The 18,766-nt window shown below is 72.4% G+C and carries 14 protein-coding genes; 9 read left to right on the top strand and 5 right to left on the bottom strand.

Going from position 1 to position 18,766, the window contains the following annotated elements:
* Positions 1-258 precede the first annotated feature (258 nt).
* The 3 genes from AB0M28_RS19075 (at position 259) to AB0M28_RS19065 (ending at position 5,573) form a co-directional block, all read left to right on the top strand.
* Positions 259-3,414 (top strand): molecular chaperone Hsp90, encoded by a 3,156-nt coding sequence (locus tag AB0M28_RS19075; protein WP_365405775.1) that lies wholly within the window; start codon positions 259-261, stop codon positions 3,412-3,414.
* A 235-nt stretch (positions 3,415-3,649) separates the two neighbouring features.
* Positions 3,650-4,531, top strand: a complete 882-nt coding sequence (locus AB0M28_RS19070; protein ID WP_365405772.1) for a calcium-binding protein — start codon at positions 3,650-3,652, stop codon at positions 4,529-4,531.
* Between the two features lie 151 nt (positions 4,532-4,682).
* Complete coding sequence (locus tag AB0M28_RS19065; RefSeq protein WP_365405769.1) at positions 4,683-5,573, top strand: calcium-binding protein; 891 nt, start codon at positions 4,683-4,685, stop codon at positions 5,571-5,573.
* 98 nt (positions 5,574-5,671) lie between these two features.
* Here the strand turns inward: AB0M28_RS19065 and AB0M28_RS19060 are convergent, their stop codons facing one another.
* The 3 genes from AB0M28_RS19060 to pepN form a co-directional block, all read right to left on the bottom strand.
* Complete coding sequence (locus AB0M28_RS19060; protein WP_365405766.1) at positions 5,672-8,089, bottom strand: cation-translocating P-type ATPase; 2,418 nt, start codon at positions 8,087-8,089, stop codon at positions 5,672-5,674.
* Positions 8,090-8,156: 67 nt separating this feature from the next.
* The gene (locus AB0M28_RS19055) at positions 8,157-8,435 is read right to left on the bottom strand and encodes a DUF2530 domain-containing protein (protein WP_365405764.1); all 279 of its coding nucleotides are present in this window, start codon (positions 8,433-8,435) and stop codon (positions 8,157-8,159) included.
* 88 nt (positions 8,436-8,523) lie between these two features.
* On the bottom strand, positions 8,524-10,965 hold the full coding sequence (gene pepN, locus AB0M28_RS19050; RefSeq protein WP_365405762.1) for an aminopeptidase N: 2,442 nt from the start codon (positions 10,963-10,965) through the stop codon (positions 8,524-8,526).
* A gap of 193 nt (positions 10,966-11,158) precedes the next feature.
* Between pepN and AB0M28_RS19045 the strand changes: the two genes are divergently transcribed.
* Positions 11,159-12,604 (top strand): NCS2 family permease, encoded by a 1,446-nt coding sequence (locus AB0M28_RS19045; protein WP_365405759.1) that lies wholly within the window; start codon positions 11,159-11,161, stop codon positions 12,602-12,604.
* Between the two features lie 147 nt (positions 12,605-12,751).
* Here the strand turns inward: AB0M28_RS19045 and AB0M28_RS19040 are convergent, their stop codons facing one another.
* Positions 12,752-12,988: a hypothetical protein gene (locus AB0M28_RS19040; RefSeq protein WP_365405756.1), complete on the bottom strand. Its 237-nt coding sequence runs from the start codon at positions 12,986-12,988 to the stop codon at positions 12,752-12,754.
* 155 nt (positions 12,989-13,143) lie between these two features.
* Between AB0M28_RS19040 and AB0M28_RS19035 the strand changes: the two genes are divergently transcribed.
* From AB0M28_RS19035 to AB0M28_RS19020, 4 genes are all read left to right on the top strand, one after another.
* Entirely contained in the window at positions 13,144-13,581 is a 438-nt protein-coding gene (locus AB0M28_RS19035) for a MarR family transcriptional regulator (protein WP_365405753.1), read from the top strand.
* 45 nt (positions 13,582-13,626) lie between these two features.
* A complete protein-coding gene (locus AB0M28_RS19030) occupies positions 13,627-14,943 on the top strand; it encodes an MFS transporter (protein ID WP_365405750.1) in 1,317 nt (438 codons plus the stop codon).
* Between the two features lie 64 nt (positions 14,944-15,007).
* Positions 15,008-15,586, top strand: a complete 579-nt coding sequence (gene thpR, locus AB0M28_RS19025) for an RNA 2',3'-cyclic phosphodiesterase (protein ID WP_365405747.1) — start codon at positions 15,008-15,010, stop codon at positions 15,584-15,586.
* Positions 15,587-15,976: 390 nt separating this feature from the next.
* Entirely contained in the window at positions 15,977-16,966 is a 990-nt protein-coding gene (locus tag AB0M28_RS19020) for an aldo/keto reductase (protein WP_365405744.1), read from the top strand.
* A gap of 38 nt (positions 16,967-17,004) precedes the next feature.
* Here AB0M28_RS19020 and AB0M28_RS19015 read toward each other — a convergent pair whose 3' ends face one another.
* Positions 17,005-17,679 carry a GDSL-type esterase/lipase family protein gene (locus AB0M28_RS19015; protein WP_365405741.1) on the bottom strand — a complete coding sequence of 225 codons (675 nt, stop codon included), beginning with the start codon at positions 17,677-17,679 and terminating at the stop codon, positions 17,005-17,007.
* A 79-nt stretch (positions 17,680-17,758) separates the two neighbouring features.
* Between AB0M28_RS19015 and AB0M28_RS19010 the strand changes: the two genes are divergently transcribed.
* The gene (locus AB0M28_RS19010; protein ID WP_365405739.1) at positions 17,759-18,754 is read left to right on the top strand and encodes a hypothetical protein; all 996 of its coding nucleotides are present in this window, start codon (positions 17,759-17,761) and stop codon (positions 18,752-18,754) included.
* Positions 18,755-18,766: the final 12 nt, after the last annotated feature.

Here is an 18,766-nt window from a genome sequence, read left to right as displayed (position 1 = left end):
GTCGGCCTTCGTGGCCGGACTGGTGTCGCACCGGGTGCCCTTCTCGCGCACGCGGTACTTCCTCGCCGAGGGCGTGCGCTGGGGTTCGTCCTTCCCCCCAGGGCCCGACCACCCCCTCCCAGCCCACTGACCGCCCCTCCCCGCCACCCCCACCCCCGAGCCGCCGGACCACCACCGCCCGCCGCGCGCCATACTCGACCGGTGACCGCTGGGGGGCTTACCAGCCCCCCAGACCCCCCGTCCTCCGATGGAGCCCCGATGCCCCAGGCCGACCCCTTCCGTACCTCCCGGCTGCGCTCCGCCGCGCTGGACGCCTGGGCCGTGGCGCCGGCGCGGTTCCGGGAGGACGCCAACGCCGAGGAGGATCTGGCGCTCGGTGGGTACCGGGACCGGCTGATCGTGGAGCTGGCGCAGAACGCCGCCGACGCGGCCATGCGCGCCGGAGCGCCCGGGCGGCTGCTGCTGGACGTCACCGACGGGGGACTGACCGCCGCCAACACCGGCGCCCCGCTGGACGAGGCGGGCGTGGAGTCGCTGTCCACGCTGCGGGCCTCCGCTAAGCGGGACGACGAGTCCGCGGGCGCCGTCGGCCGCTTCGGCGTCGGGTTCTCGGCCGTGCTGGCGGTGAGCGACGAGCCCTCCGTCGTACGCAGCGACGGCACCGGCGTCCGCTGGTCGCGGACCGAGGCGCGCGCCATGGTCGAGGCGCGGGCCGCCGAGTTCCCCGCGCTGGGCGAGGAGCTGACCCGCCGCGCCGGCCACGTACCCGTGCTGCGACTCCCGCTGCCCGCACAGGCGCAGCCGCAGGCCGCCGCCCCCGAGGGCTACGACACCGCCGTGGTCCTCCCCTACCGCGACTCCGACGCCCGCGACCTCGCGCACCGCCTGGTCGCGGAGATCGACGACGCCCTGCTGCTCGCCCTGCCGGGCCTCGCCGAGGTGGTCGTACGGACCCCCGCGGGAACCCGCACCCTCACCCGTACCGAGGAGGGCGACCACGTCGTCGTGCACGACGACGGGCACGCCACCCGCTGGCGCGTGGAGAGCGAGGCCGGTCCCCTGGCCGCGAGCCTGCTGAAGGACCGCCCCGTCGAGGAGCGCCTGCGCCCCTTCTGGTCGGTGACCTGGGCCGTGCCCGTGGCCGACGACGGCTCACCGGCCCGCCCCCGCACCGCCGCCGTGGTGCACGCGCCGACGCCCACCGACGAACCGCTGGGCCTCCCCGCGCTGCTCATCGCCGCCCTCCCGCTGGAGCCGACCCGACGGCACGTCGCGCCCGGCCCGCTGGCCGACTTCCTGCTGGACCGCGCCGCGGAGACGTACACGGAGCTGCTGCGCGACTGGCGCCCGCTCACCCCCGGCATCATCGACCTGGTCCCCGGCCCGCTCGGCCGCAGCGAGCTGGACGGCGAACTGCGCGCCCGCATCCTGCGCCGCCTCCCGGACACCCCGTTCCTCGCCGGCGCCCTCCCCGCACCGGAAAGCGCCCTCCCCGCGTCCGAAGGCGCGCCCGAAGACGCGTCCGAAGGCGCCCCCGAAGGCGACGAGCCCGCCCCGCTCCGCCCCCGCGACGCCGAACTGATCGAGGGCGCGGGCGCCGAGACCGTCCGCGTCCTCGCCGAGCTCTTCCCCAGCCTGCTCCCCGCGGGCCAGGAGCGCCGCCCCGAGCTGCGCACCCTCGGCGTCCCGCGCGTGACCCTCGGCGACGCCATCGACCGCCTCGCCGGCGTACAGCGGGACCCGGCCTGGTGGCGGCGGCTGTACGAGGCGCTCGCCGGCACCGACCCGGACCGGCTCGCCGGGCTGCCGGTGCCGCTGGCGGGCGGCGGTACGGCCATCGGGCCCCGGCAGGTGCTGCTGCCGCAGCCCGGCACGGACGCCGCCGTCTTCTCCCGGCTGGGCCTGAAGGTCGCCCACCCCGACGCCGCGCATCCGCTGCTGGAGAAGCTGGGCGCGTCCCCGGCCACCCCGCGGGCGGTGCTCACCACGCCGCAGGTGCGGGCGGCGGTCGCGGCGTCGCTGGACGAGGGGGAGGCGTGGTTCGAGGAGGAGCCCGTCACCCCCGAGGAGCTGGCGGAGCTGGTCCTCGGCCTGGTGCGCGACGCGGGCCTGGCCCCGGGCGACGAGCCGTGGCTGGCGGCGCTCGCCCTGCCCGACGAGGACGGCGAACCCGCGCCCGCCGGTGAACTGGTCTTCCCCGGCAGCGCCTTCGAGCAGGTCATCCGCGAGGGCGAGCTGGCCGCGTGCGACGCGGAACTGGCGGAGCGCTGGGGCGCGGGGCCGCTCGCGGCCGTCGGCGTCCAGGCGGACTTCGCCCTCGTCCGCGCCGCGGACGTCGTCCTCGACCCGGACGAGCTGGAGCCCCGCGACACCGACTACCCCGAACCCGACGACCCGGGTCTGCTGGAGGCGGTGGACGTCTGGTGCGAGGACGTCCTGGACCAGCTCGACGACCCGCCCGTCCCGCCGGTCCTCACCGAGCTGATCGCCGTACGCGACCTCGACCTGGTCGACGACGACGCGTGGCCGCAGGCCCTCGCGATGCTGGCCCGCCCGCCGCTGCGCGACGCGCTGACGCAGCCCGCCCGGGTGCTGCTCCCGGACGGTACGACCCGGCTGGTACGCCCGTACACCGCCTGGTGGCTGCGCGGCCATCCGGTGCTCGACGGCCGCCGTCCCGCCGGTCTGCGCGCGGCGGGCGGCGATCCGCTGCTGGAGGGCCTGTACGAGGCGGCGGACGCCTCCGCCGTCGACGACGAGCAGGTGCTGCGGGCCCTGGGCATCCGCACCTCGGCCGCGGCGCTGCTGGACGAGCCGGGCGGCGCGGCGGAGCTGCTCGGCCGGCTCGCGGACCCCTCCCTGCCGGTCACCCCGGCCCAACTGCACGGCCTGTACAGCCTCCTGGCCGACCTCGACCCCGAGCAGGTCACCCTCCCCGACGAGCTGCGCGCGGTCGTGGACGGCGCCCCGGGCGTGGTCGACGCCGCCGATGCGCTGGTCGCCGACGCCCCCGACCTGGTTCCGCTCGCCGCAGGCCGGGCCCTGGTGCCGGTGCGCCCGGACCGGGCGGCGGAGCTGGCCGAGCTGCTGCAGATCCGCCGGCTGAGCGAGGTGTACGAGGCGCCAGTGGACGTGACGGGCGGCGAGACGCACCCGGTTCCGGACTCCGTGCGTACACTGCTCGGACCCGCGGTCCCGGCCACGTACGTCGAGCACGACGAACTGACCGTCGACGGTGTGGAGGTGGACTGGCGCCGCACCCCCGACGGCACGGTCCACGCCGCGACCCTGGAGGGCGTGGCAGCGGGGCTGGCCTGGGCGGCGGGCCAGTGGCACCGCCGCTTCGAGACGGCGGCGCTGCTGGAGGACCCGACGCGCACGGAGGAGCTGGCGCTTGCGCGGTGGTTCGACTGATGGGGCGGTTTTAGCCAGAAGTCGACACGACGATAAACGAGTACACCCTTCGTAATGTGTTCGTTATCTGGTTCCGTACAACCCTTTCCGGGGTGCCCCCATTTGCCTCCCGGATGACCGAGAATATGGCCTCACCTGCGCAAACGTGTGTACAACGCAGGCGGGTGAGGCTAGACTTCTGGATCTGAGTTCGCCGGGGGGAAATCGGCGGACGCTCATTCCTTGTGGGGATCGCATGCGTAAATTCGCAATGGGCGCAGCGCTGCTTGGCGCGCTCGGCCTGGCGGTAACGGGGCTCTCGTCCGCGCAGGCCGACGAGGGGCAGGGGCTGGAGAAGCACAGGAACGTCTCGTCGCTGGACGAGGTTCGCGGCTTCCCCGGGAAGTCGGACGGCAAGGCGTCGACGTTCGGCTGGACCCAGGGCAACACCACGTTCTCCAGCGTGGTCGTGAACGGCAACAAGAACATCGCGGTCGGCACGACGAACGCCAAGACCTTCTCGATCGTCATCACCGTGAGCGACCCGGACGGCATCCAGGAGGCCGACGCGTACATCTGGCGCGGCACGGACCCGGACAACGACGTCGAGCAGGCCTTCTGGAACCCGGACGACTTCGCGTCCTGCACGCCCGCCGGCGGCACCACCGTCACGTGCACGCAGACGATCACGATCCTGCCGCACGACGACGTGAACGCCTACCTGTGGAACACCCTGGCGGGCACGTGGAACGTGTACGCCGGCATCCTGGACGGCAACGGCGAGGTCGTGGAGAACTACTTCTACAAGACCACCAAGGTCCAGCGGTACGCCAAGGCCACGGTCAACGCCACCCCGGAGCCGGTCTCCAAGGGCAGGACCCTCACGGTCTACGGCAAGCTGACCCGCGCCAGCTGGGACTCGTTCCGCTACCTCGGATACAGCGGCCAGTGGGTCTCGCTGGACTACCGCAGGTCCGGCGACGCGTACGTCAAGATCAAGGGCGTCAAGACCAACTCCTCCGGTGACCTGAAGGGTTACGCCACGGCGTACGCGGACGGTTACTGGCGCTACTACTACAAGGGCAACATCCCCACCTCGGCGGCCACCGCCGCGGGCGACTACGTCGACGTGAGGTAATCGCGTCGTCCTCCCGGGACAGGCCGGGAGCACGCAGGGGATAACGCCGGGACAACACCCAGGAACGGGCCGCCGGTTCTCGACCGGACGGCCCGTTTCGCCGGTCCGGTGGACCGGGGAATTCCAACCATCATCACTGTGGAGAGAATGCATGCGTAAATCCGTGATCGGCGCCGCTGTCGCCGTAACGCTGGGCCTCGGTGCGGCGGCGGTTCCCGCCGCGCAGGCGTCCGAGGGCCAGGGGCTGCAGGCCAAGTCCGTCACCTCGGTGAAGCACGCCGGGGGCGCGGACTCCGGTGCCAAGGCGTCGACCCTCGGCTGGACCCAGGGGAACACCACGTTCTCCAGCGTGGTCGTGAACAGCAACAAGAACATCGCCGTCGGTACGTCGAGCGCCAAGACGTTCACGATCGTCATGACGATCACCGACCCGGACGGCATCGACTGGGCGTACGGCCAGATCTGGCGCGCCGCGGACGCGAGCAACCCGAGCCCGAGCAACACGGCGCAGGTGTTCCCGGACCCGGACACCGCCCCCGACGCCACCTGCGTCGCGGTCACCAGCACCACGTCGAAGTGCACGCAGACGATCACGATCCTGCCGCACGACAGTCAGTACTACTACCTGCGGAACAGCATGGCGGGCACCTGGTACACGTCCGTGATGATGGGCGACAAGCTCGGCAACACGGTGCAGAACCACTTCTACAAGACCGTCAAGGTCCAGCGGTACGCCAAGGTCACCGTCAACGCCTCCCCGGAGCCGGTCTACAAGGGCAAGACCCTCACCGTCACCGGCAAGCTGACCCGCGCCAGCTGGGACTCCTTCACCTACCTCGGCTACGGCGGCCAGTGGGTCTCGCTGGACTACCGCAAGTCCGGCGGCTCGTACGCCAAAGTCAAGGGCGTCCAGTCCAGCTCGACGGGCTACCTGAAGGGCTACGCCACCGCGTACGCGGACGGCTACTGGCGCTACTACTACAAGGGCAACACCCCGACGTCCGCGGCCGCGGCCGGCGGTGACTACGTCGACGTCCGCTAAGGACACTCCCCAGGGAGTCCTCCCGACGTGACAAAGGGCCGCCGGTCACCGACCGGCGGCCCTTTCGCGTGCCCGGAGTGCCGGACCGTGCCCGGACCTCAGTCCGGGTACCGCCGTACGACCCACTTCCACGCCAGTTCCAGCGCCGCCGCCGACGCCACCGCGACGCCCACCGCCGTCCACGGCATCGTCGTGCCGACCAGCTTCAGGGCGAAGAAGTCCTGCAGCCACGGTGTGATCAGGACGATGACGAAGCCCAGGGCCATCGCGCCGACCAGCAGCACGCGCCACCACGTGTACGGGCGGGCGACGATCGCCAGCACCCACATCGCGATCAGGAACAGGGTCAGCGTCGCCGCCGACGTCTCCGCGTCCAGCGCGTCCGGGCCGGTGTAGTAGGAGCGGGCCAGGAGGTACGTGGCGAAGGTCGCCGCGCCCGCGATGAGGCCGGCCGGGACCGCGTACTTCATCACCCGGCGGACGAAGTGCGGCTTCGCCCGCTCCTTGTTGGGCGCGAGGGCCAGGAAGAACGCCGGGACGCCGATCGTCAGCGTCGAGAGCAGCGTGAGGTGCCGGGGGAGGAAGGGGTACGGGACCTGGCTGACGACCACCAGCAGCGCCAGCAGCACCGAGTAGACGGTCTTGGTCAGGAACAGCGTCGCGACCCGCTCGATGTTGCCGATGACCCGGCGGCCCTCCGCGACCACCGAAGGCAGCGTGGCGAAGCTGTTGTTGAGCAGCACGATCTGCGCCACCGCCCGGGTCGCCTCCGACCCGGAGCCCATGGAGACGCCGATGTCGGCGTCCTTCAGGGCCAGTACGTCGTTGACGCCGTCGCCCGTCATCGCCACGTCGTGCCCGCGGGACTGCAGCGCGGCGACCATGTCCCGCTTCTGCTGCGGGGAGACGCGGCCGAAGACCGTGTTCTCCTCCAGGACCTTGGCCATCTCCTCCCTGTCCGCGGGCAGGGTGCGCGCGTCGACGGTGCGCTCCGCCCCGGCGAGGCCCAGCTTCGCGGCGACCGCGCCGACGGACACCGCGTTGTCGCCAGAGATGATCTTCGTTTCGACGTTCTCGTCGGCGAAGTACCGCAGCGTGTCCGCCGCGTCCGGCCGCAGCCGCTGCTCCAGCACCACCATCGCGGCGGGCTTCAGCTCCTCGGTGATCGCCGGATCGCCGAGCTCCGTGGCCGCCCGCGCCAGCAGCAGGACGCGCAGGCCGCGGGCGTTGAGGTCGTCGATCAGGCCGAGGTTCGGGTCGCCGTGCGGGAGCAGCACGTCCGGGGCGCCGAGCAGCCAGGTGCCGGACTCGCCCATCGCGTCGTTGAACGCGGCGCCGCTGTACTTGCGGGCGGAGGAGAACGGCAGCGACTCCGTGCAGCGCAGCTCCTCCGTGTCCGGGTACTTCTCGATGATGGCCTGCAGACTGGCGTTCGGCCGCGGATCGGACTCGCCGAGGGCCCCCAGCACCCGCCGCACCTCCGCCTCGTCGGCGCCGTCCAGCAGCCGCAGCTCGGTGACGTCCATGCCACCCTCGGTCAGCGTGCCGGTCTTGTCCAGGCACACCACGTCCACCCGGGCCAGCCCCTCGATCGCGGGCAGCTCCTGGACGAGGCACTGCTTGCGCCCGAGCCGGACCACACCGATCGCGAAGGCGACGGAGGTCAGCAGCACCAGGCCCTCGGGCACCATCGGCACGATGCCGGCCACCGTGCGGCGGATCGCCTCTGAGGAGTCCTTGTTCTCGCGCAGCAGGGACGACGTGATGAGGCCGATCGCCGCCGGGATCATCATGTACGTCACGTACTTGAGGATCGTGCTGATGCCGCTGCGCAGCTCGGAGTGCACGAGCGTGAAGCGCGACGCCTCCTCGGCGAGCTGCGCCGCGTACGCCTCGCGCCCGACCCGCGTCGCGGTGAAGGCGCCGCCGCCCGCGACCACGAAGCTGCCGGAGAGGACCTTGTCGCCGGGGTGCTTCAGTACGGGGTCGGCCTCGCCGGTGAGGAGCGACTCGTCGACCTCGAGGTTGTCGGCCTCCACGACCTCGCCGTCCACGACCGCCTTGTCGCCGGGACCCAGCTCGACCAGGTCGCCCAGCACGATCTCCGAGGTGCCGATCTCCCGGCTCCCGCCGTCCCGGCGGACGGTCGGCCTGGCCTCGCCGATCACGGCCAGGCTGTCCAGGGTCTTCTTGGCGCGCAGCTCCTGGATGATGCCGATCGCGGTGTTCGCGATGATCACGAAGCCGAAGAGGCCGTCCTGGATGGGCCCGACGACGAGGATGACCAGGAAGAGGACGCCGATGATGGCGTTGAACCGGGTGAAGACGTTGGCCCGGACGATGTCGGCCGTGGAGCGGCTGCTGCGGACCGGTACGTCGTTGACCTCCCCGCGTGCGACGCGCTCCGCGACCTCGGCGGAGGTCAGCCCCTGGGCCCCGCGTGGCACGGGGGGCGCGCCGCCCCCGTGCCCCGGCTGCCGCACCCCGTCGACGTCGGTCTCCACCCGCTGCTCCATGAGTCAGACCGTACGTTGTCGGCGGGCGATATGCGCGGGTGCCCCCCCGGGTTGAGCCGTGCGCTGCCTACTCGGCGGCGTCGTCCGCCGCGTCGGCCCGCGCGGCCTTCGACCGTGCGATGGCGGCCTCACGCCGGCGGCAGAACCAGATCCCGAACAGGCCGAGGCCGGCCCCCGTGAGGCAGGTCCACAGCCACCAGGTGTGGCCGTGGTCGTCGAACCAGGAGTAGAAGGGCACCTGCACGACGAACAGGGCCGCCCACAGGATCGTCCCGCCCGTCACCACCGCCACGGGGTTCCCCTCCAGGGGGGCGGGGGCTTCGTGCTTCGGGGTCCACTTCTGCATGAGGATCACTGTACGACGGGGGCCCGGCCTCCCGGCACGGCGGTGGACGCCGTACGGGAGGCCGGGTCCTCCGGCGGGGCGACGGAGGTCAGGGCCTGCCGCCGCGGGCGGTGAGCATCCGGCGGACCGTGTCCGAGCGCTCCAGCAGCGCGCGGCGCACCACCGGGGCGGCCTCGTGGGAGGCCTCCCGGGCCCGCTCGATGTACGCGGGGTCGATGGCGTACGGCGGGAAGAGCCGGTTCGTGTAGACCATGGCCGGGATCATGCCGCCCTCGTGCAGCTTGGGGAGCAGGTCGAGGTAGCGCTCGGCGTACGGGGCCAGTACGGCGTCCTGGCCGGGACGCCAGAAGGCGGCCGCCACCTGGCCGACCGAGCTGACCGGGACCCGGCGGTCCACCGCGACCTGCTGCCAGACCTCGGCCTTCGCGGCGTCGTCGGGCAGCGCGGCCCGTACGGTCAGGGCCCGCACCCAGGCGTCGGGGTCCGGGTCCCGGTCGAGCAGCCGGGCCGTCTCGGCCGCTACCTCGCCGCCCAGCTCGGCCTCCCGGACCAGCGCCCGCCACCGCAGGTCCACGTCGTCGCCGGCCTGTTCGCGCAGCCACGCCAGGTCCGCCGCGTCCGTCGCGGTGCGGGCCAGACCGCGCAGCGCGACGCGGCGCCGGCCGGGGTCCGCCGCCAGCCGCCGGCAGGCCGCGGCGACGCCGGCCGTCAGCCCGGCCCGCTCGCCGTCCGGCGCCCAGAGCTCGGCGGTGTCGGCGGCGAGCGCCAGACAGGGCTCGATCACGGCGTCGGACGTCTCGGCGGCCAGCAGGGCGGTGAGGGTCTGTCCGGCCTCCGCCGCCGTGGCCTCGCCGTTGGTCAGCATGTCCCACACGGTGGCCGCGGCCACGCCGCGGGAGATCGCCGTGGGGAGTTCGGCCGCCGTGCGGAAGAGGGTGTCCCGGGAGGCGGCGTCCGGGCGGGCCGTGGCGAAGGTGAGGTCGTCGTCGTTGACGAGCAGCAGGTCGGCCGTGGGCGGCAGGCCCGTGACCGCCGTGCGGGTCTGCCCCGCCCCCACCTCGACCCGGACCAGCGCGGTGCGCTTCAGCGCCCCGCCGTCGCGCTCGTACGCGCCGACCGCCAGCACCTGCGGCCGCGGGGGAGCGGTCGCCACGAGCGTGACGCCGGCCCCGTCCCGCTCCAGCGAGAAGCGGTCGGTGCCCGCCGCCGCCAGCCATGCCGTGCGCCAGGTGTCCAGATCCCGGCCGCCGGCCTCGGAGAGTGCGTCGATCAGGTCCTGGAGCGTGGTGTTGCCCCAGGCGTGCCGGGCGAAGTACGCGCTCATGCCGGCCCTGAAGCGCTCCTCGCCGACGTACGTCATGAGCTGCTGCAGGACCGAGGCGCCCTTGGGGTACGTGATGCTGTCGAAGATCGACGCGGCCTGCGCGACGTCGTGGATGGGCTGGTGGATCGGGTGCGAGGCGGGCCCCTGGTCGCACAGGTAGGCCCGCAGCTTCTCGCCCGCGAGGTGGCCGGCCCAGGCGTCCGTGTACCGGGTGGCGCGTTCGGCGGCCCAGTGGCAGGCGAACTCCGCGAACGCCTCGTTCAGCCAGAGGTCGTCCCACCAGCGCATGGTGACGATGTTGCCGAACCACATGTGCGCCATCTCGTGCAGCAGCACCAGCGCGAGGAGCTCGCGCTCGGCCGGCGTCGGCTCCGTCCGCCGCAGGAAGGCGTCGGACCAGGTCACGCAGCCGTAGTTCTCCATCGCCCCGCCGAACTCGGGCATGAACACCTGGTCGTAGCGGCGCTGCGGGAACGGCATCGCGAAGACGTCGCCGTAGAAGGCGAGTCCCTGCCGGGTGACGGTGAAGATCTCGTCGGCGTCGCGCTCGAGGACCGCGGCGAGCGAGCGGCGGGCGTACAGGCCGAGGTCGTAGCCGTCGGCCTCGCGGCGGATCTCGTGGAAGGGCCCGGCGTTGACCACGGTGTTGTACACGGCCAGCGACGGGGTGTCCGGGAAGGTCCAGCGGCGGGCCGCGCCCGCGTCCTCGATCCGGGCGTTCCCGGAGTTGCTGGTGACGGTCCAGGCGGCCGGGGCGGTGACGGTGAAGGCGTGCGGGGCCCTGAGGTCGGGCTGGTCGAAGCAGGCCCAGACGAACCGGGCCTCGTCCGGCTCGAAGCTCGTCCACACATAGACCTCGCCGTCCGCGGGGTCGACGGCCTTGTGCACCCCCTCGCCGGTGGTGGTGTCGTCCTGGACGCTCTCCACGCGCAGCACGTTGTGCCCGGCGAGGGCGGGCAGCGGGATCCGGCCGTCGGCGGCGGGCGGGAGCGGGGCGCCGTTCAGCGTGGCGGTCAGCACCCGGGCCGCACAGTCCACGAAGGTCGCGGCGCCCGGCTCGCGGCAGGTGAAGGTGACGGTCGACACGCACCGCACCTCGGGGCCGTCGGGCAGGGCGGTGAGATCGATCTCGATGTCGTACCGCTCGACGGCCAGCAGCGCGGCGCGGCGCTCGGCTTCGATACGGGTCAGGCTGCGGGTCTGCATGATCCCCCTCGTCGTAAGCGGGTGTCAGGGTACGCCCGGCGGGTGCGGCGATCGAGGGGATTTGCGGCGGCGGCGGACGTCCGGGAGGCGGGGGCCGTCGGGCGGGCGGTCAGACCACTCGTTCACATGACCGATACTTAACCTTCGTACATAGGTACACGTCGCCCTACCGCTCCTTCGTAAGGTCCTACAAATGCCGGTCGAAGCCCCACCCGCCGCCCGCTCCGCCGCCAACGGCCTTGACCGTTATTTCAAGATCAGCGAGCGGGGCTCCTCCATCCCCCGCGAGATCCGCGGCGGTCTGGCCACCTTCTTCGCCATGGCCTACATCCTCGTGCTGAACCCGATCATCCTCGGATCCGGCACGGACAAGTTCGGGCACCAGCTCGACGGGGCCCAGCTCGTCACCGCCACCGCGCTCGTCGCGGGGCTCACCACCCTGCTGATGGGCGTCATCGGCAACGTGCCGATCGCCATGGCCGCCGGCCTCGGCATCAACGCCGTCGTCTCGCTGCAGCTCGCGCCCAAGATGAGCTGGGCCGACGCGATGGGCATGGTGGTGCTGGCGGGGCTGATCATCATGGTCCTGGTCGCGACGGGCATGCGCGAACGCGTGATGAACGCGATCCCCGGCGGGCTGCGCAAGGCCATCGCCATCGGCATCGGGCTCTTCATCGCCCTGATCGGGCTCGTCGACGCCGGGTTCGTCACCCGCAACCCGGACGCCGCGCACACCACCGTCCCGCTCGGGCTCGGCACCGGCGGTCAGCTCACCGGGTGGCCCGTGCTGATCTTCGTGTTGGGTCTGGCGCTGACCTTCGTGCTCGTCGTACGGAAGACCACCGGCGCGATCCTCATCAGCATCGTCGCGATGACCGTGCTGGCCGTGGTCATCAACTCGATCGCCGACATCCCGGCGCTGGGCTGGGGCCTCACCGTCCCGCAGGTGCCGGACAAGCTCGTCGCGTCCCCCGACTTCGGACTCATCGGCGACGTCAGCCTCTTCGGCGGCTTCCACGAGGCGGGGCTGCTCACCGGGTGCCTCTTCGTCTTCACCGTGCTGCTCTCCGGCTTCTTCGACGCCATGGGCACGATCATGGGCGTCAGCGACGAGGCGGGGCTGCTGGACGAGGACGGCAAGCTGCCGAACATGGGCCAGGTGCTCATGGTCGACGGCGCCGCCGTCGCCCTGGGCGGCGCGGGCTCCGCGTCCGCGAACACGGCGTTCGCCGAGTCGACGGCCGGTGTGGGCGAGGGCGCGCGGACCGGCTTCGCCAATCTCGTCACCGGCGGACTGTTCCTGCTGGCCCTGGTCTTCACGCCGCTGCTGACCATCGTGCCCTCGCAGGCCGCCACCCCGGCGCTGGTCGTCGTGGGCTTCATGATCATGGCGTCGAACATCACCAGCATCGACTGGACGGACGCCACGATCGCGGTGCCCGCGTTCCTGACGATGCTGATGATGCCGTTCACGTACAGCATCACGAACGGCATCGGCATCGGCGTCCTGGCGTTCATCCTGCTCAGGGCCGCGACGGGGCGCTTCCGCGAGGTCGCCTGGCCGCTGAACGTGGTCGGTCTGTTCTTCCTGCTCTACTTCCTGCTCAACCCCATCGAGCAGGTGCTGGGCATCAAGTAGGCAGCTGCGGGCCCGCCGCCGGGGCGGACCGCGACGGAAGCCCGGGGGCGAGCCCCCGGGCTTCCGTCGTTCGCGCCCGACCCGTCCGGGCCGGGCGCGCGAGCGGCGCGCCCCACGGGTGGTTCGCGCCCCCTGACCCCCTTCGCGCTACGCCCCCAGCGCCGACGCGCGGTGGCGCCCCGCCGGGGGGCCGGCGAGCCCCCCGGCCCAGTCGCTGAGCCGTTCCGACTCGTCCACCGCCGTCTTGAACCGCTCGTCGAAGTCGTCGCGGACGAGCGTACGGACCACATAGTCCTGGACGCTCATCCCCCGCCTTGCCGCGTGACTCCGCAGACGGTCGAGGAGTGCGCCGTCGATTCGCAGGCTGAGCACCTCTGTCCCCATGACCGTCAGGCTGACGTCTCGCACGTCTGCACGTGTCAGAATCCCGCGCAACCTCACCCGTTCGGGTGGCTTCCCGATCGCGCCCGTAACCTTCCGTGGGTGCTTGCGCCATACACGCGCTTTCCTTAGTCAAGGTAATGAGATACCCTAAGAACATGCCTGAGCTGTCCAGCCCCGAAGACGCGGCCGCGATCAACGCTCTGCGCTCCGCCGTGATGCGGCTCTCCCGCCGTATCCGCCATCACCGGACCGACGAGTCGCTGAGCCCGACAGAGATGTCCGTGCTCGGCACGCTGTTCCGGTGCGGCCCCTGCACGCCCAGCGAGCTGGCGCGCAAGGAGCACGTGCAGCCGCCGTCCATGACGCGCATCGTCGCGATGCTCGAGTCCAAGGGACTGGTGCGGCTGGACGCCCATCCGGACGACCGGCGGCAGAAGGTGGTGAGCCAGACCGAACAGGCCCAGGGCCTGCTCGAGGAGGCGCGCCGCCGGCGCAACGTCTTCCTGGCCGAGCTGGCCGGGGCGCTGGACGAGGACGAGTGGGCCGCCCTGCGGGCGGCCGCACCCGTGCTGGAGAAGCTCGCACACCTGTAAGGCGGCCGTCACGGCCGCAGACCGACCGCCGAGGAGGCGAAGCTTTTGAGTACGGGACCCGGAGCAGACTCCGCACCCGCACCGACCGCCACTACCACCACCTTCAGCTCCCTCAGGATCAGGAACTACCGGCTCTTCGCGACCGGCCAGATGGTGTCCAACACCGGCACCTGGATGCAGCGCATCGCCCAGGACTGGCTCGTCCTCAGCCTCACCGGCTCCGCCGCCGCCGTCGGTATCACCGTCGCGATGCAGTTCCTGCCGATGCTGCTCTTCGGCCTGTACGGCGGTGTGATCGCCGACCGCTTCGACAAGCGCCGCCTCCTCTTCGTCACCCAGGCGTTCATGGGCCTCACCGGCCTCGCCCTCGCCGCGCTCACGCTCGGCGGCGTGGTCCAGGTCTGGCACGTGTACGTCATGGCCTTCCTGCTCGGCATGGCCACGGTGGTCGACAACCCGACCCGCCAGGTCTTCGTCTCCGAGCTGGTCGGCCCCGCGCAGCTGCGCAACGCGGTCTCGCTGAACGCCGCGAACTTCCAGACCGCCCGGCTCGTCGGCCCCGCGGTGGCGGGCATCCTGATCAGCGCGGTGGGCTCCGGGTGGGCCTTCCTGCTGAACGGGCTCTCCTTCATCGCACCGCTCGCCGGTCTCGCCCTGATGCGTACGGCCGAACTCCACCCCGTGGAGCGCGCGCCGCGCGGCAAGGGGCAGCTGCGGGAGGGGCTGCGCTACGTCGCGGGACGCCCAGACCTGATCTGGCCGATCGTGCTCGTCTTCTTCATCGGCACCTTCGGCTTCAACTTCCCGATCTGGCTCACGGCGTACGTCGACGACGTCTTCCACGGCGACGCGGGCCTGTACGGCGTGCTGAACTCGCTGCTCGCGGCCGGCTCGCTGGCCGGCGCGCTCTTCGCGGCCAAGCGGGGGGTCTCGCTGCTGCGGGTCACCATCGGCGCGGCGCTCGCCTTCGGCCTGCTCGAGGCCGTCACGGCGCTCTCGCCGTCGCTGTGGCTCTTCGCGGTGCTGCTGGTCCCCGCGGGGATGTTCGGGCTGCTCTTCAACGTCACCGCCAACTCCAACGTCCAGATGCGCACGGACGAGGCGATGCGGGGACGGGTGATGAGCCTGTTCATGATGGTGTTCGTCGGCGGTACGCCGGTCGGCGGACCGGTCGTCGGCTGGGTCACGGACACCTACGGGGCGCGGATCGGATTCGTCGCGTGCGGCCTGATCTCCGCCGCGGCGGCGGTGTTCGTCGGCCTGATGCTGGCCCGCGCGGGCGGCGTCCGCATCCGGCTGGACCTGCGGCGCGGCCACCAGCACCTGCGGCTGGTCCCGCGCGAGTTCGCGGCGGCCGCGTAGTACCGCACAGCCCGGTTCCCGGGGGCCTCGCGCCCCCGGGGCCCCGCTGCCGCACACTGGGCCCATGAGGCTCTTCGCGGCGGTCATCCCGCCCCCGGCCGTGCTGGACGAGCTCGCGGGCGCGTGCGCGCCCCTGCGGGACCTGGCCGGCGCCGACGCGCTGCGCTGGACCGGCCGCGACGGATGGCACATCACCCTCGCGTTCTACGGCGAGGTCGCCGAGGACGACGTACCGGAGCTGGAGCGCCGGCTGGAGCGGGCCGCGTCGCACCGTGCGGCGATGGGGCTGCGCATCGAGCACGCCGGCCGGTTCGGGGACCGCACGCTGTGGGCCGGGGTGAGCGGGGACACACGTGAACTGCGGCACCTCGCCGGAGCGGCGGAGGCCGCCGCCCGCAAGGCCGGGCTGGCCCCGCGCAACGAGCACCGCCCGTACCACCCGCACCTCACGCTCGCCCGGCAGGGCAGGACGGGCGAGACCCGGCTCGCCGCCTACACCGACGCGCTCGCCGCGTTCGCCGGCCGGAACTGGACCGCCGGTGAGCTGAGTCTCGTACGCAGCCATCTGCCGCACAGCGGCGTTCCCGGCGAGCAGCCCCGCTACGAGGTGGTCGGTGGCTGGGCACTCGGCGGGTCCGGTTAGTCTCGAAGGCGTGAATGCCAAGACCCGTATGCGTGTGGTGAGCGGCGCGCTCGTGCTGATGTTCGTGATCGTGGCGGTGGCGGCGGCACTCGGCCGCTGACGCGCCGACGTCGCCCCGCGCCACCGGCCGAGCCCTCTTCGTGACCGGACGCGAAAACCGCGTTCGAGATCCCTGCGTCTCCTGGATCACCGCCCCGTTCCGGGGCGAGACGGAGAAGCGCGAGAACACCGTGGGCTCCGGCGCGTTCCGGCAGACCAGGTACGAGGTCCTGCCCCAGCCGGGCATGGACGGCACCTACACGACGGGCTCGACCTGTTCGGGCCCGGCCCGCACCCGCCGGTGCGGGCCGGGCTTGCCTGGAGCGGACTCCAGGCAGTTGGCTGTGGTGCATGAAGTACACACAGCTCGGACGCACAGGACTCAAGGTCAGCCGGCTCGTCCTCGGCACGATGAACTTCGGCCCCCAGACGGACGAGGCGGCCAGCCACGCGATCATGGACAGCGCCCTCGACGCGGGCCTGAACTTCTTCGACACGGCCAACGTCTACGGCTGGGGCGAGAACAAGGGCCGCACCGAGGAGATCATCGGCAACTGGTTCGCCCAGGGCGGCGACCGCCGCGACAAGGTGGTCCTGGCCACCAAGGTGTACGGCAACATGGCCCCCGACGGGGACGCCTGGCCCAACCACGACAAGCTGTCGGCGGTGAACATCCGGCGCGGTGTCGAGGCCAGCCTGCGCCGGCTGCGGACCGACTACATCGACGTGTACCAGTTCCACCACATCGACCGCTCCACGCCGTTCGAGGAGATCTGGCAGGCGATCGACGTCCTGATCCAGCAGGGCAAGATCCTCTACGCCGGATCCTCGAACTTCCCCGGCTACAAGATCGCCCAGGCCAACGAGGCCGCCGCCCGCCGCGGCGCGGTCGGCCTGGTCAGCGAGCAGTGCCTGTACAACCTCGCCGAACGGCGCGCCGAGATGGAGGTCATCCCGGCCGCCCAGGAGTACGGGCTCGGCGTGATCCCCTGGTCGCCGCTGCACGGCGGTCTGCTGGGCGGCGTCATCAAGAAGCAGGCCGAGGGTGGCCGCCGCGCCTCCGGCCGCTCGGCCGACGCCCTGGCCGACACCTCCGTACGCGAGCAGGTGCAGGCGTACGAGGACCTGCTCGACAAGCACGGGCTGGAGCCGGGCGAGGCGGCCCTGGCCTGGCTGCTGACCCGGCCGGGCGTGACCGGCCCGATCGTCGGTCCGCGCACCGCCGGGCAGTTGGAGAGCGCGCTGCGGGCGCTGGAGCTGGAGCTGGGCGAGGAGGTGCTGACGGCCCTGGACGAGATCTTCCCCGGCCCGGGCCCGTCGCCGGAGGCGTTCGCCTGGTGAGCCTCGCGACCCGGTGCTGAACCGGCGGCCGGTACGGGCTATGTGAGCCTGTACCGGCCGCCCACGCCCCACCCCTGGTGCAGCGCGTCCGCGAACGCCGCCGCCAGCTGGTGCTCGCCGGCGAGGGAGGGGTGCGTGCCGTCGTGCGTGGCCGCGGCCAGGTCCCACGGGTCCGGCGGGGACGCCAGCAGCAGGGGCGAGGCCGGGGTGGAGAGTTCGGCGACGGCCTTCGCGAGGAGTTCGTTGAAACGCTCGCACTCCGCGCCGAACGGCGGGTCGTCCACCGCCTTGACGTTGCTCAGCACCGGCAGCACCACGATCCGCACGTGCGGCTCGGCCCCGCGCGCCGCCGCGACGAACCGGTGCACGTTGTCCAGCGTCTGCCCGGCGTTGGTGTAGAAGCCCAGGTCGATCAGCCCGAGGGAGACGAGCAGCGTGTCCGCGCGGTGCTCCCGTACCGCCGGGCCGATCAGCGGCGCCATGTGCAGCCAGCCCTCGCCCCACCCCGCGAGGTGGGCCCGGGGGAAGCCGGGGTCGGCGTAGCTCTGGGCGTCGCAGCCGCCGGTGGCCGGGTCGTACAGCCCGTCGCGCGGGCCCACCACCGTGAACGGGCCGTCGTGGGTCCGGTCCAGGTGCTGCCACATCCGAAAGCGCCAGGTGTGCTCGCCGGCCCCGCCGATCGTCATGGAGTCACCGACGAACATGATCCGCATCGCCACATCATCGGCCACGCCCGCCGCACGCCGAGGGCCGTGGCGGCGTGACATCGGACACCCGTGGCAGGCTTGGGTCATGCCGAAAGCCCTCGCCGCCCTCGTCGCCGCCCTGCTGGTCCTGTCCGGCGCCGCGAGCGCGTCCGCCGACGACGGGGACTTCCGCCTCCAGGACCCCAGGATCACCGAGTCCAGCGGGCTGGCCGCGAGCCGTCAGCACCCCGGGATCTACTGGACGCACAACGACAGCGACGACGGCCCGTACGTCTACGCCGTCGACAGCTCGACGGGCAAGACGGTCGCGACGATCACCCTGAAGGGCGTCGGCGAGCCGCGCGACGTGGAGGCGATCTCCCTCGGCCCGGGCAACCAGCTCTACGTAGGCGACATCGGCGACAACCTCAAGGGCGGCTGGGACCACGTCTGGATCTACCGCTTCCCCGAGCCGAAGGTGCTGCGCGACGCGACGGTCCGGGCCGTCCAGTACAACGTGCGGTACGAGGACGGGGCCCGGGACGCCGAGGCGCTGATGATCCACCCGAAGAGCGGCCGGGCGTACATCGCCAGCAAGATCGAGGGCGGCGGCGCGCTCTACGAGGGCCCGGCGAAGCTCAAGCCGACGGGGATGAACGTCTTCAGGAAGGTCGCGCCCATAGACCTCTGGGTCACCGACGGCGCGTTCTCGCCCGGCGGCGGGCATCTGGCGCTGCGCAGCTATCTGGGCGGGCGGATGTACATGTGGAAGGGCGGCAGGCCCGCCGAGGACGGCTCGCTGCGGGTGCCGCTGCAGCGGCAGGGCGAGTCGATGACTTACACCACCGACGGGCGGGCCCTGATGTACGGCTCGGAGGGCGCCGGCAGCGACGTCGAACGTGTCGCCGTGGACCGCGACGAACAGGACGCGGGCGCGTCCGACAGCGGCAAGGGCTCCTCGGGCGGCAGCGCGACGGGCGGCGCGGGCGGCGGCTTCGCGGGCTCGGACGACGGTGAGCGCAACCTCTTCCTGGGCGTCCTGGTCTTCGCCGGCGCGACGGCGGCGGTCACGCTGCTGCGGCGGGTGTTCCGCAGGCGCTGACCGCCTCGTAAT

The organism is Streptomyces sp. NPDC051940, from assembly GCF_040680895.1.
GTDB lineage: Bacteria > Actinomycetota > Actinomycetes > Streptomycetales > Streptomycetaceae > Streptomyces.
This window is presented reverse-complemented; position numbering and strand designations above follow the sequence as displayed.

Excerpts from the sequence above, each read along its gene's own strand:
- AB0M28_RS19075 (WP_365405775.1), top strand. The coding sequence starts at position 259 with ATGCCCCAGGCCGACCCCTTCCGTACCTCCCGGCTGCGCTCCGCCGCG.
- AB0M28_RS19070 (WP_365405772.1), top strand. The coding sequence starts at position 3,650 with ATGCGTAAATTCGCAATGGGCGCAGCGCTGCTTGGCGCGCTCGGCCTG.
- AB0M28_RS19065 (WP_365405769.1), top strand. The coding sequence starts at position 4,683 with ATGCGTAAATCCGTGATCGGCGCCGCTGTCGCCGTAACGCTGGGCCTC.
- AB0M28_RS19060 (WP_365405766.1), bottom strand. The coding sequence starts at position 8,089 with ATGGAGCAGCGGGTGGAGACCGACGTCGACGGGGTGCGGCAGCCGGGG.
- AB0M28_RS19055 (WP_365405764.1), bottom strand. The coding sequence starts at position 8,435 with ATGCAGAAGTGGACCCCGAAGCACGAAGCCCCCGCCCCCCTGGAGGGG.
- pepN (WP_365405762.1), bottom strand. The coding sequence starts at position 10,965 with ATGCAGACCCGCAGCCTGACCCGTATCGAAGCCGAGCGCCGCGCCGCG.
- AB0M28_RS19045 (WP_365405759.1), top strand. The coding sequence starts at position 11,159 with ATGCCGGTCGAAGCCCCACCCGCCGCCCGCTCCGCCGCCAACGGCCTT.
- AB0M28_RS19040 (WP_365405756.1), bottom strand. The coding sequence starts at position 12,988 with ATGGGGACAGAGGTGCTCAGCCTGCGAATCGACGGCGCACTCCTCGAC.
- AB0M28_RS19035 (WP_365405753.1), top strand. The coding sequence starts at position 13,144 with ATGCCTGAGCTGTCCAGCCCCGAAGACGCGGCCGCGATCAACGCTCTG.
- thpR (WP_365405747.1), top strand. The coding sequence starts at position 15,008 with ATGAGGCTCTTCGCGGCGGTCATCCCGCCCCCGGCCGTGCTGGACGAG.
- AB0M28_RS19020 (WP_365405744.1), top strand. The coding sequence starts at position 15,977 with ATGAAGTACACACAGCTCGGACGCACAGGACTCAAGGTCAGCCGGCTC.
- AB0M28_RS19015 (WP_365405741.1), bottom strand. The coding sequence starts at position 17,679 with ATGCGGATCATGTTCGTCGGTGACTCCATGACGATCGGCGGGGCCGGC.
- AB0M28_RS19010 (WP_365405739.1), top strand. The coding sequence starts at position 17,759 with ATGCCGAAAGCCCTCGCCGCCCTCGTCGCCGCCCTGCTGGTCCTGTCC.